The 14,584-nt window shown below is 65.7% G+C and carries 15 protein-coding genes; 10 read left to right on the forward strand and 5 right to left on the reverse strand.

The annotated features are described in order from the left end of the window. Positions 1–102 precede the first annotated feature (102 nt). From rho to Q9R14_RS13390, 8 genes are all read left to right on the forward strand, one after another. Positions 103–1,536, forward strand: coding sequence for a transcription termination factor Rho (gene rho / locus Q9R14_RS13355; protein ID WP_306002710.1), 1,434 nt, complete (start codon positions 103–105; stop codon positions 1,534–1,536). 40 nt (positions 1,537–1,576) lie between these two features. After that, a complete protein-coding gene (locus Q9R14_RS13360) occupies positions 1,577–1,801 on the forward strand; it encodes a DUF6489 family protein (protein ID WP_137720449.1) in 225 nt (74 codons plus the stop codon). 36 nt (positions 1,802–1,837) lie between these two features. Continuing rightward, positions 1,838–3,145 carry a tRNA uridine-5-carboxymethylaminomethyl(34) synthesis GTPase MnmE gene (mnmE, locus tag Q9R14_RS13365; RefSeq protein ID WP_306002711.1) on the forward strand — a complete coding sequence of 436 codons (1,308 nt, stop codon included), beginning with the start codon at positions 1,838–1,840 and terminating at the stop codon, positions 3,143–3,145. 101 nt (positions 3,146–3,246) lie between these two features. Then, positions 3,247–5,127: a tRNA uridine-5-carboxymethylaminomethyl(34) synthesis enzyme MnmG gene (gene mnmG / locus Q9R14_RS13370; RefSeq protein ID WP_306002712.1), complete on the forward strand. Its 1,881-nt coding sequence runs from the start codon at positions 3,247–3,249 to the stop codon at positions 5,125–5,127. Further along, on the forward strand, positions 5,127–5,759 hold the full coding sequence (rsmG, locus tag Q9R14_RS13375) for a 16S rRNA (guanine(527)-N(7))-methyltransferase RsmG (protein ID WP_306002713.1): 633 nt from the start codon (positions 5,127–5,129) through the stop codon (positions 5,757–5,759). The genes mnmG and rsmG overlap by 1 nt, the downstream gene beginning before the upstream one ends. Beyond that, a complete protein-coding gene (locus tag Q9R14_RS13380) occupies positions 5,740–6,558 on the forward strand; it encodes a ParA family protein (protein ID WP_306002714.1) in 819 nt (272 codons plus the stop codon). The genes rsmG and Q9R14_RS13380 overlap by 20 nt, the downstream gene beginning before the upstream one ends. Positions 6,559–6,582: 24 nt before the next feature. Next, a complete protein-coding gene (locus tag Q9R14_RS13385) occupies positions 6,583–7,473 on the forward strand; it encodes a ParB/RepB/Spo0J family partition protein (protein ID WP_306002715.1) in 891 nt (296 codons plus the stop codon). Positions 7,474–7,499: 26 nt separating this feature from the next. Next, positions 7,500–7,682, forward strand: a complete 183-nt coding sequence (locus Q9R14_RS13390) for a hypothetical protein (protein ID WP_055755069.1) — start codon at positions 7,500–7,502, stop codon at positions 7,680–7,682. A gap of 2 nt (positions 7,683–7,684) precedes the next feature. Here the strand turns inward: Q9R14_RS13390 and holA are convergent, their stop codons facing one another. The 4 genes from holA to Q9R14_RS13410 all read right to left on the reverse strand — a co-directional run bounded on the left by holA (position 7,685) and on the right by Q9R14_RS13410 (position 12,432). Next, a complete protein-coding gene (gene holA / locus Q9R14_RS13395) occupies positions 7,685–8,737 on the reverse strand; it encodes a DNA polymerase III subunit delta (RefSeq protein WP_306002716.1) in 1,053 nt (350 codons plus the stop codon). Further along, positions 8,734–9,213, reverse strand: a complete 480-nt coding sequence (lptE, locus tag Q9R14_RS13400; RefSeq protein WP_306002717.1) for an LPS assembly lipoprotein LptE — start codon at positions 9,211–9,213, stop codon at positions 8,734–8,736. The genes holA and lptE overlap by 4 nt, the downstream gene beginning before the upstream one ends. Beyond that, positions 9,213–11,792 (reverse strand): leucine--tRNA ligase, encoded by a 2,580-nt coding sequence (gene leuS / locus Q9R14_RS13405; RefSeq protein WP_306002718.1) that lies wholly within the window; start codon positions 11,790–11,792, stop codon positions 9,213–9,215. The genes lptE and leuS overlap by 1 nt, the downstream gene beginning before the upstream one ends. Before the next feature lie 175 nt (positions 11,793–11,967). Then, on the reverse strand, positions 11,968–12,432 hold the full coding sequence (locus Q9R14_RS13410; protein ID WP_017505409.1) for a DUF3576 domain-containing protein: 465 nt from the start codon (positions 12,430–12,432) through the stop codon (positions 11,968–11,970). Positions 12,433–12,758: 326 nt separating this feature from the next. On the opposite strand from Q9R14_RS13410, the gene Q9R14_RS13415 reads away from it, so the two are divergent. Next, entirely contained in the window at positions 12,759–13,178 is a 420-nt protein-coding gene (locus Q9R14_RS13415) for an NtrZ family periplasmic regulatory protein (RefSeq protein WP_306002719.1), read from the forward strand. Positions 13,179–13,188: 10 nt separating this feature from the next. Here the strand turns inward: Q9R14_RS13415 and Q9R14_RS13420 are convergent, their stop codons facing one another. Then, entirely contained in the window at positions 13,189–13,833 is a 645-nt protein-coding gene (locus tag Q9R14_RS13420; protein ID WP_306002720.1) for a thiamine phosphate synthase, read from the reverse strand. Here Q9R14_RS13420 and Q9R14_RS13425 point away from each other — a divergent pair. Next, positions 13,832–14,548 carry a YggS family pyridoxal phosphate-dependent enzyme gene (locus Q9R14_RS13425; RefSeq protein ID WP_306002721.1) on the forward strand — a complete coding sequence of 239 codons (717 nt, stop codon included), beginning with the start codon at positions 13,832–13,834 and terminating at the stop codon, positions 14,546–14,548. The genes Q9R14_RS13420 and Q9R14_RS13425 overlap by 2 nt on opposite strands. The last annotated feature ends 36 nt before the right edge of the window (positions 14,549–14,584 follow it).

The following is a 14,584-nucleotide window of genomic DNA, read 5'->3' on the forward strand; positions in this document are numbered from 1 at the left end:
AGCCAGCGGGAGCCCGTCGCATCTCCCTTCGGCCTTTCGGCCCGACATTTTCAGAGACCCGCGCCGCAGCCGTCTGGCCGCGCGCGCCCGCGAGCCTGCATCATGACCGACGTCCGCGACACTAATCCCGACACCCTCGAGAACGAAGGCGTGGAGGTTGAAACCCCCACCCATCACGGGGCCGCGCACGAAGCCGGCGAGGCGGCGGGCGCCGATTCCGGCGTGGATACGACGGCGGACGACGAAGAGGACGGCGAGCCCGTCGTCGCCAACGGCCGCATCACGCTCGCCGAACTGAACGAGAAGACCCCGGCCGACCTGGTCGCCTTCGCCGAACAGCTGGAGGTCGAGAACGCCTCCAACCTGCGCAAACAGGATTTGCTGTTCGCCATCCTGAAGGCCCTGGCCGACGAAGAAGTCGAGATCATCGCTGACGGCGTGCTGGAAATCCTGCCGGACGGCTTCGGCTTCCTGCGCAGCTCGGACGCCAACTATCTGCCGGGGCCGGACGACGTCTATGTCTCGCCGTCGCAGATCCGCCGCTTCGGCCTTCGCTCGGGCGATACCGTCCATGGGGCCGTACGGGCCCCGCGCGAAGGCGAACGTTACTTCGCCCTGCTCAAGGTCGACACGATCAATCTGGAAGACCCCGAAGCGGTCAAGACCAAGGTCCTGTTCGACAACCTGACGCCCCTCTATCCCGAAGAGCGGCTGCACATGGAAATCCAGGACCCGACGCTGAAGGATCGCTCGGGCCGGGTCATCGATATCGTCGCGCCGCTGGGCAAGGGCCAACGCTGCCTGATCGTGGCGCCGCCGCGCGTGGGTAAGACGGTGATGTTGCAGAACATCGCCAAGTCGATCGAGCGGAACCACCCGGAAGTCTTCCTGATCGTCCTGCTGATCGACGAACGCCCTGAAGAAGTGACGGACATGCAGCGCACGGTGAAGGGCGAGGTCGTCGCCTCCACCTTTGACGAGCCGGCCACCCGCCACGTCGCGGTCGCCGAAATGGTGATCGAAAAGGCCAAGCGTCTGGTCGAGCACAAGAAGGACGTGGTGATCCTGCTCGACTCCATCACGCGTCTGGGCCGCGCCTACAACGCCACCGTTCCGTCGTCGGGCAAGGTGCTGACGGGCGGCGTGGACGCCAACGCCCTGCAACGGCCCAAGCGCTTCTTCGGCGCCGCGCGCAATGTGGAGCAGGGCGGTTCGCTGACCATCATCGCCACGGCCCTGATCGACACGGGCAGCCGTATGGACGAGGTGATCTTCGAAGAGTTCAAGGGCACCGGCAACTCGGAAATCGTGCTGGACCGCAAGGTCGCCGACAAGCGCATCTTCCCCGCCATCGACGTGCTAAAATCCGGCACCCGCAAGGAGGACCTGATCACGCCGAAGGATCAGCTGGCCAAGACCTATGTCCTGCGCCGCATCCTGAACCCGATGGGGCCGCAGGACGCGATCGAGTTCCTGCTCGACAAGCTGCGTCAGTCGAAGAACAACTCGGACTTCTTCCAGTCGATGAACACGTAATACGTCTTCGGACGTTTCACGTGAAACAGGAGACCGCGCGATGAAGGTCAATGTGGAAGTCGAGTGCACACCGGCGGAGGCGCGCGCCTTTCTGGGCCTGCCGGACGTGACGCCGCTGAACGACGCCATGGTCGCGGAGATGCAGAAGCGGATGGAGGCCAATGTCGCCGCCATGCAGCCCGAGGAACTGATGAAGACCTGGACCAGCTTCGGCCTCCAGGCCCAGGACCAGTTCCGTCGCCTGATGGAAGCGGCGGTGAAGTGAGCCCGCGCTCGCTTCGGAGCCGCTCGGTCTGAGTCGATGATCGACACCATCTTCGCCTTGGCGACGCCGCCCGGCCGAGGCGCCATTGCGGTGATCCGTTTGTCGGGCCCCGGCGTCGAGACCGCGTTGACGGCACTGGGCGCAACCCGTCTGAAACCGCGCATGGCGTCCGTGCGTGATCTCAGCCATGCCGGCGACCACATCGATCAGGCGCTCGTCCTGCGTTTTGTGGCGCCCAACAGCTACACGGGAGAGGACGCGGCCGAGCTGCATCTGCATGGCGGTCGCGCGGTCGTTGAGGCCGCCAGCCGCGCCCTGATCGCGCTAGGCCTGCGGCCGGCAGAGCCCGGCGAGTTCACACGCCGCGCGTTTCAGAACGGCCGCATGGATCTGGCGCAGGCCGAAGCGGTCGCCGATCTGATCGACGCGGAAACCAGCGCACAAGCCAAACAGGCCTTGGGGCAGTTGGACGGCAAGTTGAGCGAGACCTACGCCGGTTTCCGCCGTGACCTTCTCCACGCCCTGGCCCTGGTCGAGGCCGAGATCGATTTTCCCGATGAAGAGGTGCCGGACAATCTGGCCCGTACGGCGGGGCCGGTGTTGGACCGACTTGGCGCCGACCTGCGACGCGCGGTTGATACCGGGCGGCGTGGCGAACGGGTGAGGGACGGTTATCGCATTGTCCTGATCGGAGAGACGAACGCTGGCAAGTCGTCGCTGTTCAATGCGCTGGTTGCACGTGAAGCGGCCATCGTGACGCCGATCGCCGGCACCACGCGGGATGTGCTGGATGCGGATCTGGTGATCGGCGGCTATGCCGTGACCTTATCGGATACGGCCGGCTTGAGAGATAGCGATGACCCGGTCGAGGCGGAGGGTGTGCGCCGCGCCCGGATGCGCGCCGAGCAAGCCGACTTGCGTCTTTGGGTCCGTGCGCCTGGCGACCCGGATGGGGTGGCTGCGGCCTACGTCAAGGATGGTGATCTGATCGTGGCGACCAAGTCCGACCTTGGCGTCAGTTTAGCACGCGGCGGCCATGAGACTCTGGCGGTCAGCACCACCACTAGCGATGGCTTGGCCGAGCTTCGGGACTGGATTGCTGCTCGTCTTGCGCAAGATCTGTCAGGCGCTGACTTTCCAGCTGTGACCCAGGAACGGCATCGGCTACGTTTGCTTGAGGCGCTGGAAAGCGTCGATGCCGCGCGCGTTGCGCTCAATGTCGCGCCGGAAATAGCTGGCGATGATCTGAGACGAGCTGCAGATGCGCTGGCACGTGTCACAGGTGCGATCGGTGTCGAGGACATTCTGGGCGAAGTCTTCTCGACCTTTTGCATCGGAAAGTAGGTCTAGCCATACCAGCGTTTCACGTGAAACAGAGCCGGTTCTCGGTCCGATCCGATTGCCCACCTCTGGCGGTCACACGCGTTCTGGCTTATGTGGCGGCGATGAATTCTCCCTGTGATCTCTTGTTCGACGTCGTCGTTATCGGCGGCGGCCATGCCGGCTGTGAAGCGGCGGCGGCTTCTGCGCGCGCCGGCGCCAACACGGTTCTGCTGACCCAGAAGCTGGAGACGATTGGCGAGATGTCGTGCAACCCGGCCATCGGAGGGCTGGGGAAGGGCCATCTGGTTCGCGAGATCGACGCCATGGACGGCGTCATGGGACGGTTGGCCGATGTGTCCGGCATCCAATTCCGCCTGCTGAACCGATCCAAGGGGGCCGCGGTTCGGGGTCCGCGCAGCCAGATCGACCGCCGCCTCTATCGCGAGGCCATGCAGGCCGAACTGCAAGGGACGCCCAATCTGACCCTGATGGCGGGGACGGCCGAGCGGCTTATTCTCGAAGGTGATCGGGTCGTCGGGTTCGTCACCGGCGCGGGAGAGACGGTTCGGGCTGCGGCAGTCGTCCTGACGACCGGCACCTTCCTGAACGGGGTCATCCATCGCGGCGACGAACGCATCCCGGCGGGGCGGCATGGCGAGGAGCCCTCGACTGGCCTGGCTGCCGATCTTCACGGCGCCGGCATGATGATGGGACGTTTGAAGACGGGCACGCCGGCACGCCTGGACGGCCGGACGATCGCCTGGGACCGTCTGGAAATGCAGCAGGCCGACGAGGCGCCGTCCGCCTTCTCCTTCCTGACCGACCGGATCGACGTGCCGCAGATCGCCTGCGGCGTAACCCACACGACCGAAGAGACCCACCGGATCATCGCGGAGAATCTGGGCGAGAGCGCCGTCTATGGCGGCAAGCTGTCGGGCCGGGGGCCGCGTTATTGTCCGTCGATCGAAGACAAGGTCGTTCGGTTCGCCGACAAGACCAGCCATCAGATCTTCCTGGAACCAGAAGGTTTGGACGATCCGACGGTTTATCCGAATGGAATTTCGACCTCGGTATCGGAGCCGACGCAACTCGCCTTCCTGCGTACCATTCCCGGCTTGGAAGCGGTTGAGGTTTTCCGATACGGCTACGCCATCGAGTACGATTACGTCGATCCGCGCGAGCTGACAGCGGCGCTGGAGGTTAAGAAGCGCCCCGGGCTGTATTTGGCCGGACAGATCAACGGCACCACGGGATATGAGGAGGCAGCAGCTCAGGGGCTGATGGCGGGGCTGAACGCCGCGCGGTCGGCGTCGGGGCAGGAGTCGGTGATCCTGGGGCGTGATCAGGCCTATATCGGCGTCATGATCGACGATCTGGTGACGCGTGGAGTCACCGAGCCGTATCGGATGTTCACCAGCCGGGCGGAATATCGGCTGACACTGCGGGCCGACAATGCCGACCTTCGGCTCACACCCCTTGCGATCGAGCTGGGCATCGTCGGCGAGGAACGGCGCGTTCGGTTTGAGTCCAAGGCTTCGGCGCTTGCGGCAGCGAGCGCTGTTTCACGTGAAACACTATTCACGCCCAATGAAGCCGGTGCGCTTGGCATTTCTGTCAATGCTGACGGTCGGCGACGGTCGATGCGCGAACTGCTCGCCTTCCCCGATGTGACTTTGGATCAATTCGTTTCGGCCGTGCCCGTCATCGCCGACTGGACCGACGACGTTCGGGAGCAGATTCAAATCGACGCTGCCTACGCCAACTATCTGGATCGACAGTCGCAGGATGCGGATGCGCTGAAGGCGGAGGAGGGGCTGATGCTTCCGACCGATCTCGACTATGGCGCCGTTGGCGGCTTGTCGAACGAGGTGAAGGAAAAGCTGGCGCGCGTTCAACCTCGCACCTTGGGCCAGGCCGGTCGGATCGAGGGCATGACGCCTGGTGCTTTGACGGCGCTCTTGGCCTATGTGAAGCGCGCGCCCAAGGCATCGGTCGCAGCTTGATGTTGGAGGCAGAACAAGAGGCGTTCCGCGCACGCGCCAGTGCATCTGCGGAACAGATCGCCGACCTCGAGGCCTTTCGGTTGCGGTTGGTCGAGGCCAATGCGGTGATGAATCTGGTCGGTCCGGACAGTCTGCCGGACTTCTGGAATCGCCATGTCTGGGATAGTGCGCAACTGCTTGATCTGGCGCCGGACGCGAAGACCTGGGCGGATCTGGGGGCAGGCGCCGGATTTCCCGGACTGGTCCTTTCCATCATGCTGAAGGGGCGGGACGGGGCGCATGTCTGGCTGATCGATAGCCTGGCGAAGCGCTGCCGATTTCTTCAGGAAGTGGTGGATGCGCTGTCTTTGCCGGCAACGGTCATCGTCGGTCGGGCTGAAGCGCAGTCTGTGACGTGTGACATCGTCACCGCCCGCGCCGTCGCGCCGTTGGACAAACTGTTGGGTTATGCACAGCCCTACTTCCAAAGAGGTGCACAAGGTCTGTTCCTGAAGGGGGAACGTGCCGATTCCGAGTTGATCGAAGCGCGCAAATCCTGGCATTTCGAGGCTGAACTGGCCCCGTCGCAAAGCGACGTGCGCGGCCGCATCGTGACAATCCGGAGCCTCCGCCGTGCCCGCTCAACGCGCTAGAAAGCCCGCCCGCGTCCTCGCTGTGTCCAACCAGAAGGGCGGGGTCGGCAAGACGACGACGGCCATCAATCTCGGCACCGCCCTGGCCGCCATTGGTGAGCGGGTCCTGATCGTCGACATGGATCCGCAGGGCAATGCCTCGACGGGCCTGGGTGTTCCACGTGAAACACGGCGCGTCACCATCTACGATGTTGTCGTGGATCAGCGCTCCATCGCCGATGCGTCGGTGCAGACGACGGTGCCGGGTCTGTGGATCGTGCCCGCCGACGCCGACATGTCGGGCGTCGAGATCGAACTGAGCCAGGCGGATCGCCGGTCTTATCGGCTGCGCGACGCCCTGCGCGCCCACGACGACGGACCTACCGCGTATGACTATGTGCTGATCGACTGCCCCCCGTCGCTGAACCTTCTGACGCTGAATGCTATGGCGGCGGCGGACGCGGTGCTGGTGCCGCTACAATGCGAGTTCTTCGCCCTGGAAGGCCTGAGCCAGCTGATGCGCACCATTGATATGGTCAAGCACAGCCTCAACCCATCGCTGGAAATCCAGGGCCTGGTCCTGACCATGTTCGACCGTCGCAGCGCCCTGTCGGGACAGGTGGCGAACGACGTGCGCGCCCACTTCGGCGACAAGGTCTATGAGAGCGTGATCCCGCGTAACGTCCGCGTCGCCGAGGCGCCGTCGTTCGGCAGGCCCGCGCTGATCTATGATCTGAAGTGCGCCGGCAGCCAGGCCTATCTACGGCTGGCCAAGGAAGTGGTGAAGCGCGAACGCCAGCGGCTGAAGCTGGCTGCCTGAGTTTTAATAGAACGGAACAGTATCTTGGCTGAACGACAAAGAGGTCTGGGCCGCGGCCTGTCGGCGTTGATGGGACAGGACGCCGAAGCGCCGGTCGCATCCGACGCGCCCGTGCCCGCCGGCGTGCGACGCGTGCCGATCGAAAGCCTGAAGCCCAATCCGGACCAACCCCGCAAGACCTTCCGCCAGGAGGATCTGGAAGAGCTGACCGCCTCGATCCGCGACAAGGGGGTGCTGCAGCCGATCCTGGTGCGGACTCAACCGGGCGAGGACGGCGTCTGGCAGATCATCGCCGGCGAACGCCGCTGGCGCGCGTCGCAGGCGGCGCGACTGACCGAGGTGCCGATCGTGGTCCACGAAATGGACGACGTCGAGGTGTTCGAGGTCGCCATCGTCGAGAACGTCCAGCGCGCGGACCTGAATCCTCTGGAAGAGGCTGAAGCCTACCGCGTGCTGATGGAGCGCTTCGGGCGGACGCAGGATGCGGTGGCGGGCGTGGTCGGCAAGAGCCGCAGCCATGTGGCCAACACCATGCGCCTGCTGCAACTGCCCGAGCGGGTGCTGTTCTATGTGCGCGAAGGCAAGCTGTCGGCGGGGCACGCTCGGGCCCTGATCAACACGCCCGATCCGGGCCAGTTGGCGGACATCGCCTTCGTGGATGGTCTGAGCGTCCGTGAGACCGAGGCCCTGGCGCGCCGTGCGGTGGAGGGGCCAAGGCCCACGAAGGTCAAGTCGGCGCCGGCGGCCGCAGGCGGGGAGGGGGCGGCCGATGTCGCCGCCCTGCAGCAGGACCTGGCCGATGCGCTGGGCCTGAAGGTCCAGTTGTCGGACAAGGGCGGCAAGGGCGAGCTGACGATCGGCTACGGCTCGCTTGAGCAGCTGGACGACCTGTGCCGCCGTTTGATGCGCGGCTGAGCGGCGGACTGTGATAGGGTGCCGATATGACTGAAGACACGACACCCACCGCCGCCGACAAGCTGAAACAGGCGCTCGCCGCCAAGAAGGCCAAGGCTGGACACGGATTCAACGCCCAGCCGGGCGCGAAGGCGGAAGAGAAGGCTGTGTCGGCGCGCAACGTCGCCATGGCCCAGCCCGCCTTCCGCAAGGCGTCCAAGCGCGGCTAGGACTAAAGCCCCAGCCGTCTGGCGCGACCAGCGATTTCCAGCAGCAGGCGTTCGGCGATCAGTTGGTCCGGCATTCCGGTCGTCTTGGTGGCGACATCGGCCGTGTTGATGCTGTCCAAGACTTCGTCCAGGGCTTCGAGCCGCCAGGACCGCGCCTGACGCAGCATTTCCGCCTCTTGTTTCCAGAAGACGCCGGCCGCCTTGGCAGCCTCCTTGGCGTTTGCGCCGTTGGCCTGCAAGATATTGATCCGGCGTAGCTTTCCGAGATGGATCGCCGCAGAGCGAACGGCGAGCACGGACGATTCGCCTTCGGCGAAGGCGCGCCTGAGCCCCGCCTGCGCCGGGCCGGGACGCGCGCCGAAGGCCTGGAGCGCCGCATCCGAAAGAGAGGCGTCCGGCTCGACGCCGAGATGATGCTCCAGCGCATCCATATCCAGCGTCTTGCCGGAGCCGGGGCCGATGAAGAGCGCCAGGCGCTCGATCTCTTGCCGCATCAAGCCGCGCTCGCGCGGCAGGCGCGCGACGAAGCGGTCCAGCGCGTCGGAGGTCAGGCCCACCTTGTCGGCGGCCAGGGCCTCGCGGACCATGCGGGCGACATCGCCGGTCTCGTCCTCGTAGCAGACGATGCCGACCGCGCCGTTTTCCTTCTCGGCCGCCTTTCTGAGCGTGGATTCGCGGCCCAGCTGGTCGGCCTCGACCACCATCATGGCGTCGGGATTATAGCCGCCGTCGGCGTGGATTTTCAGCGCGGCGGCGACCGCCTTGTCCACGCCGGGCTTCAGCGCCGACAGACGGATGCGCACCAGACGACGGCCGCCCATCAGGGACATGGCCGTCAGCGCCTCTTCCAGCTTCGTTTCATCGCCATCGATGTCGCTGTCGGTCAGGACGGTGACGTTGAAGGGGTCGTTCAGATCGGGCGTGACCGTCTTGCACAGCACCTCGGCCCGCTCGGCGACGCCCGATCGGTCCTTGCCGTGGATCACCGCCGCCCGGATCGCCGGATCGGGCGCCTTCAGAAAGCGATCGATCTCGGGGCGTTTGGCCAGGATCACGGGTTCGACAGCGCCTGCATCAGATCCAGTCGGATCAGGCGAGCCAGTTCGGCGGCGGCGCGCTCCTCGCCATCCTGCTGGGCGGCGATGGCGGCATAGGGCTGGTCGGCGGCAGCGTAGGTCGTGGTGACCGTTTCCGTGCCGCTGACGGGCGTTCCCCCGGCGGCCGGGGTCAGGGTCCAGGTCGCCTTGACCGTCAGTTCATAGCGGGTGGCGGTGTCGTCGATGCGGCGACCCAGCGAGCGGCGGTTCTGCTGGACCTCTGTCGTCAGGCGATACAGCGGCGTCGCGCCGCGATCCCAGGCGAGGACGTCTTCCAGCTGCTCGCGCAGCCGATAGCCCAGGCGGTCGTCCTGGGTCGTGACGGCGATCCGGCGCAGGGACGACCCCACGGCCGGCTCGGCGTACATGGGCGTGAAGCCGCAGGCGGAAACCGCCAGAGACGCGAGTAACGCGAGAGCCGCCGCAATACGCATCAGCCGGCCACCAGATTGACGATGCGGTCCTTGACCACGACGATCTTCTTCACGCTCAGACCCTCCAGCCGCGCCTTGACCGTTTCGTCGGCCAGGACCAGGGCTTCGACCTCGGACGGCTCCATGCCGCGCGGCACGCGGATTTCCGCGCGACGCTTGCCGTTGATCTGGATGGGCAGGACCACCTCGTCGTCGGCCGCGAGCGCAGCGTCCCACACGGGCCACGGCGCGTCCAGAACCATCCCGTGCTCACCCAGCCGCGTCCAGGCCTCTTCGGCCAGGTGCGGGGTGAAGGGGGCGATCAGACGGGCCAGCGCCGACAGGGCCTGACGCTTGGCCTCGCCGCCGGCCTGGGCATTGTCGCGGATGGTGGCGACGAAGGCGTAGAGCTTGGCGATGGCCGAGTTGAAGCGGAAGCCTTCGACCCCTTCGGACACGGCCTTGATGGCCTTGTGCGTCTCGCGCAGCAGCTCGGCGTTGGCCTTGTCCTCGCCCACGAAACCGGCGTCATAGGTGTCAAACAAGGTCCAGGCGCGCTGGACGAAGCGGCTGGCGCCTTCGACGCCGCCGGGGGTCCATTGCACGTCCCGCTCGGGCGGGCTGTCGGACAGGACGAACAGGCGACCGGCGTCCACCCCGTGGCTTTCCAGAATCTCGGCCGGAGCGACGACGTTCTTCTTGGACTTGGACATCTTCTCGATGTCGCCGATGACCAGGGTCTCGCCGGTCGAAAGCTGGCGGGCGGAACGCACGCCGTTGTCGTTCTTGAGCTCGACGTCGGTCGGCTCGACCCAGGCGCCGTCGGCGCGGCGATAGGTTTCGTGGACCACCATGCCTTGGGTGAACAGTCCGGCGAACGGCTCCTTCACCGACAGCATGCCGGCGTCGGACAGGGCGCGCGTGATGAAGCGGGCGTACAGCAGGTGCAGGACCGCGTGCTCGACCCCGCCGATGTATTGATCGACGGCCAGCCAGCGGTCGGCGGCGGCCTTGCCGATCGGCGCCTCGGCCGTCGGATCGGTGAAGCGGGCGAAATACCAGCTGGAATCGACGAAGGTGTCGAGCGTGTCGGTCTCGCGCGTCGCATCCGCGCCGCACGACGGGCATTTGACGTGCTTCCAGGTCGCGTGACGCGCCAACGGGTTGCCGGGCACGTCGAAGGTCACATCATCAGGCAGGACGACCGGCAACTGATCGGCGGGAACCTCGACGACGCCGCACGACGGGCAGTGGATGATCGGGATCGGGCAACCCCAATAGCGCTGACGCGAGACGCCCCAGTCGCGCAGGCGATAGATGGTCTCGGCGCGGCCCTGACCGGCGGCCTCGACTTTGGCGATCGCGGCGGCCTTCGCGGCCTCGACGTCCATGCCGTCCAAGAAGTCGGAGTTGAAGATGCGGCCGGGGCCGACATAGGCCTCGGTTCCGATCTCGACCGTGTCGGAGTCGTCGGGCTTCACCACCGGCGTCACCGGCAGATCGTATTTGCGGGCGAAGTCCAGATCGCGCTGGTCATGGGCCGGGCAGCCGAAGATGGCGCCTGAGCCATAGGTGGACAGCACGAAGTTGGCGGCCCAGACGGGCAGGGTCTTGTCCGGATCGAAGGGATGGCGGACGCGAACGCCCAAATCCACGCCCAGCTTCTCGGCCTTTTCAATCTCGGCTTCGCTGGTGCCGGTCTGAGCACAAGCCTTGATGAAGTCCGCCACGTCCGGCCGATGTTCGGCGATGGTCTTGGTCAGGGGATGGTCGGGCGCCAAGGCCAGGAAGCTGGCGCCGAACAGGGTGTCGGGGCGGGTGGTGTAGACCTCGATCGGATCGCGGGCGTGGTTCGGTTCGCCCTCGGGCGAGGCGGGCAGGAAGTCCGGCGCCTCGGCGATATCCCACCACAGGGTCGCGCCCTTGGACTTGCCGATCCAGTTCTCCTGCATCAGCCGGACCTTTTCGGGCCAGCGGTCCAGGGTCTTCAGACCGTCGATCAGGTCGTCAGCATAGTCGGTGATGCGCAGGAACCACTGGTTCAGCTTGCGCTTCTCCACCAAGGCGCCCGAGCGCCAGCCGCGTCCGTCGATGACCTGTTCGTTAGCCAGGACGGTGTTGTCGACCGGATCCCAGTTGACCACCGCATCCTTGCGATAGACCAGACCGCGCCGATACAGCTCCAGGAACCAGGCCTGCTGCTTGCCGTAGTATTCCGGATCGCAGGTGGCGAACTCACGCGACCAGTCCAGCGACAGGCCCAGCAGCTTCAGCTGCTCGCGCATGTTGGCGATGTTGGAATAGGTCCAGCCTTTCGGGTGGATGCCGCGCTCCATGGCCGCGTTCTCGGCCGGCATGCCGAAGGCGTCCCAGCCCATCGGGTGCAGAACGTCGTACCCTTGCGCGCGTTTGGACCGCGCCACCACGTCGCCCATCACATAGTTGCGGGCGTGACCCATGTGGATGTTGCCCGACGGATAGGGGAACATCTCCAGCACATAGTATTTCGGCCGACCGGTGTCCTTCGTGACGAAGGCGGAAGCCTTGGCCCATCGGGCCTGCTGGCGGGGTTCGGCGGTCTTGGGTTCGTAACGGGCCACGGTCGTCCTGAAAGTCGAAAGGGCGCTGACGCCCTCCCGGCTCAACTAGCCCGAAGGACGACAGCGCCCAAGAAGTAATGCGTTTCGACGGCTTCTAGCGGAAACGACGAAACGAGATCTAACGCGCTCAAGTAGCCCGCAGGGCGATAGCGCCTACAAAGACTCCAACGCAGGCCTAGCCTGCGTTGGACAGGTTCAGCTGGCGCGCCTTGGTCAGGATGGCGTTTTCAAGATCGGCCTCGGTCTGGGCGGCGACCGGGGCCGCGGTCCACTGACCATCGGCGCCCTTTACTTCCTTGGTCACCGTGACGTTCAGCGCGTCGGCGCGCAGACGGGTGTCCAGGATGAAGACGGTCGCCTTGAAGCGCTCGTTCGGCGTCTGGGGGTTGATGTACCAGTCGTAGTTGATGACGCCGCCCCACGGATCGGCGGTCAGCAGCGGCATGAAGCTGAGGGTGTCCAGCGAGGCGCGCCACAGGAAGGCGTTGACGCCGATGCCCTGTTGCACGTTCGTCTTGGGCGCAGACTTCTTGCCGCCGACGAAGGGAATGCTCGAGCAGGCCGACAGGGACGCGCCCAGGGCCACGCCCGAGACCAGCACGACCGCGACGTTCCGAACCAGGGCCTTGTTGAGGCTCATCAAGAGAAGTCTCCGTAAACTCAGGGACGTGAGAGCCCTCGCCCGCACGCGCGCACGGCATGAGAAATGCCGACTGCCAGGCTCTATAACACGGCGAAAAGGGGCGATGACAAGGCGAAGTCGGTTCCCGTCGCATCGCGCGTCGCGGTGTTTTGTGAAGGGGGCATGTGAGATTTCGCCGAAATCCGCCTGAATCCCGTGACGCTTGAGACACATACGCCGACAACAATGCGCGGGAACCTTGTTATCGCCGGCTCATTGCGTTGACCGCGCAGACACCCGGTGTCTAATCGCGGGGCTCACGACCATATAAGGTCGGTTCAGGGTTGAAACGTCGCCTCATGGCGGGGTTCGAAGGATTTGGTATGCGGTTCGGTGGTTTCCTGGCTGTGATGATGGCGACGACGGCGATGGCCGCGTCGACGTCGGCGCTCGCCCAAAGCACATCCACCGTTTCCCTCTCGGAAGCCCAGGCGGCGCAGCGCAATGCGCCGGCGCCGCAACGTCGCGGCCTGCGCCTGAACGACCGTGGCCGCTGGGGTCTGGATTTCAACCTGAACCAGCCCGTGGGTCGCGAGACCGACTGGGGTGATGTCGAGGCCGGCGCCTACTACCGCCTGAACGACCGTCTACGTGTCGGCGCCGCCGCCGCCGTCAGCACGCCGGAAGCCGATCCGGCCCGCGCGCCCGAAACCAACGGCCGGGCCCAGCCCCGCGTCCGTCTGGAAACCATCTTCAAGTTCTGATTTCGACCGGTCAGCGAAACGCCGACTGGATCGCATTCACCGCCGCCAGACCGCATGCGCCTGTGCGTGCGAGCGTTGCGGCGTTTTGTGGCGTGACGCCGCCCAGCGCATGAACCGGCAGGCGGGCGGCTTTCACGTTCTGCTCGAATGCCGCGACGCCCAGGACGGGTTTAGCTGCGGACGCGCCGCCCGCCGGAAACACCGGCGACAGGATCAGGGCGTTCAGGTCTTCGGGCGGGGGGGATAGACCGTGCCAGGCCGCCGTCAAAATCCAGCCGGGTCGGTCCGATCGAATGCGCGCCGCTTGGTCCGCCGCACGTTCGGGCAGGTGCAGCCCGTCGGCGTCGATCGCCTCGGCCAGATCGGGGTCCAGTCCGACCAGCAATTTCACGTCCCGACCGGCCGTCGCTTCCCGAAGCCGATACCCCGTCTCGACGGCATCGGAGGCGCCAAAGGCGCGATAGACCACCGCCGAGCCGGCGGGTAAGCGCGCCGCCGTCTCCCACGGTCGGGGCGTGCGATCGGGGTCGGTAAAGAACAGCATCGCCGGCAAGGCTGCGGCGGCCGGGCTGACAGCGGCGGCGGCGCGGTTTAGAGCGGTCGCGGCGTTCCAGAGCGCGCGCGCATCGTCGCTGTAACCGGCCGGCAGGATCATGACCTCTTCTTCCTCCGCTTTTTCCGCCCCGTCCATCGCCGAAAGGGTCGCCGAGGTGCAGGCGCGTATCGACGCTGCCTGCCAGGCGGCCGGTCGGAATCCAGCTGGCGTGACCCTGACCGCCGTTTCTAAGACGCAAGCCCCAGAGGCCATCGACGCTATCCTGGCGACGGGTCAGCGGATCTTCGGCGAGAACCGGGTGCAAGAGGCGCAAGGTCGTTGGGCCGAACGTCGCGGAGTCGTGCCGGGCCTGGAGCTGCGGCTGATCGGCCCCTTGCAGACCAACAAGGCCGAGGATGCGGTCGCCCTGTTCGACGTGATCGAAACCCTGGACCGTGAAAAACTGGCGCGCGCCTTGGCGCAGGCGGGCGAAAAGCGCGGCCGATCGCCGCGCGTTCTGGTCCAGGTCAACAGCGGTGCTGAACCCCAGAAGGCCGGCGTCCTGCCCGACGCCGCCGACGCCCTGATTTCGGCGGCCCGCAACACCTATAGGCTGACGGTCGAGGGATTGATGTGCATTCCCCCGGCGGATCAGGACGCAGAGCCGCATTTTCAGATGTTGCGGGACATGGCCGAACGCAACGGTTTGTCGGTCCTGTCGATGGGCATGAGCGGCGATTATGAAACCGCCATCCGGTGCGGTGCGACGCACGTCAGGGTCGGAACGGCCTTGTTCGGGGAACGAAATCGACCCGAAACGCCCTCTAGCTCGTAACCCGATGTGAATATTCGCACCCCCAAGCCTTGGCGC

Origin of the sequence: Brevundimonas sp. C43, from assembly GCF_030732185.1 — a bacterium.
Taxonomy (GTDB): Bacteria; Pseudomonadota; Alphaproteobacteria; order Caulobacterales; family Caulobacteraceae; genus Brevundimonas; species Brevundimonas diminuta_C.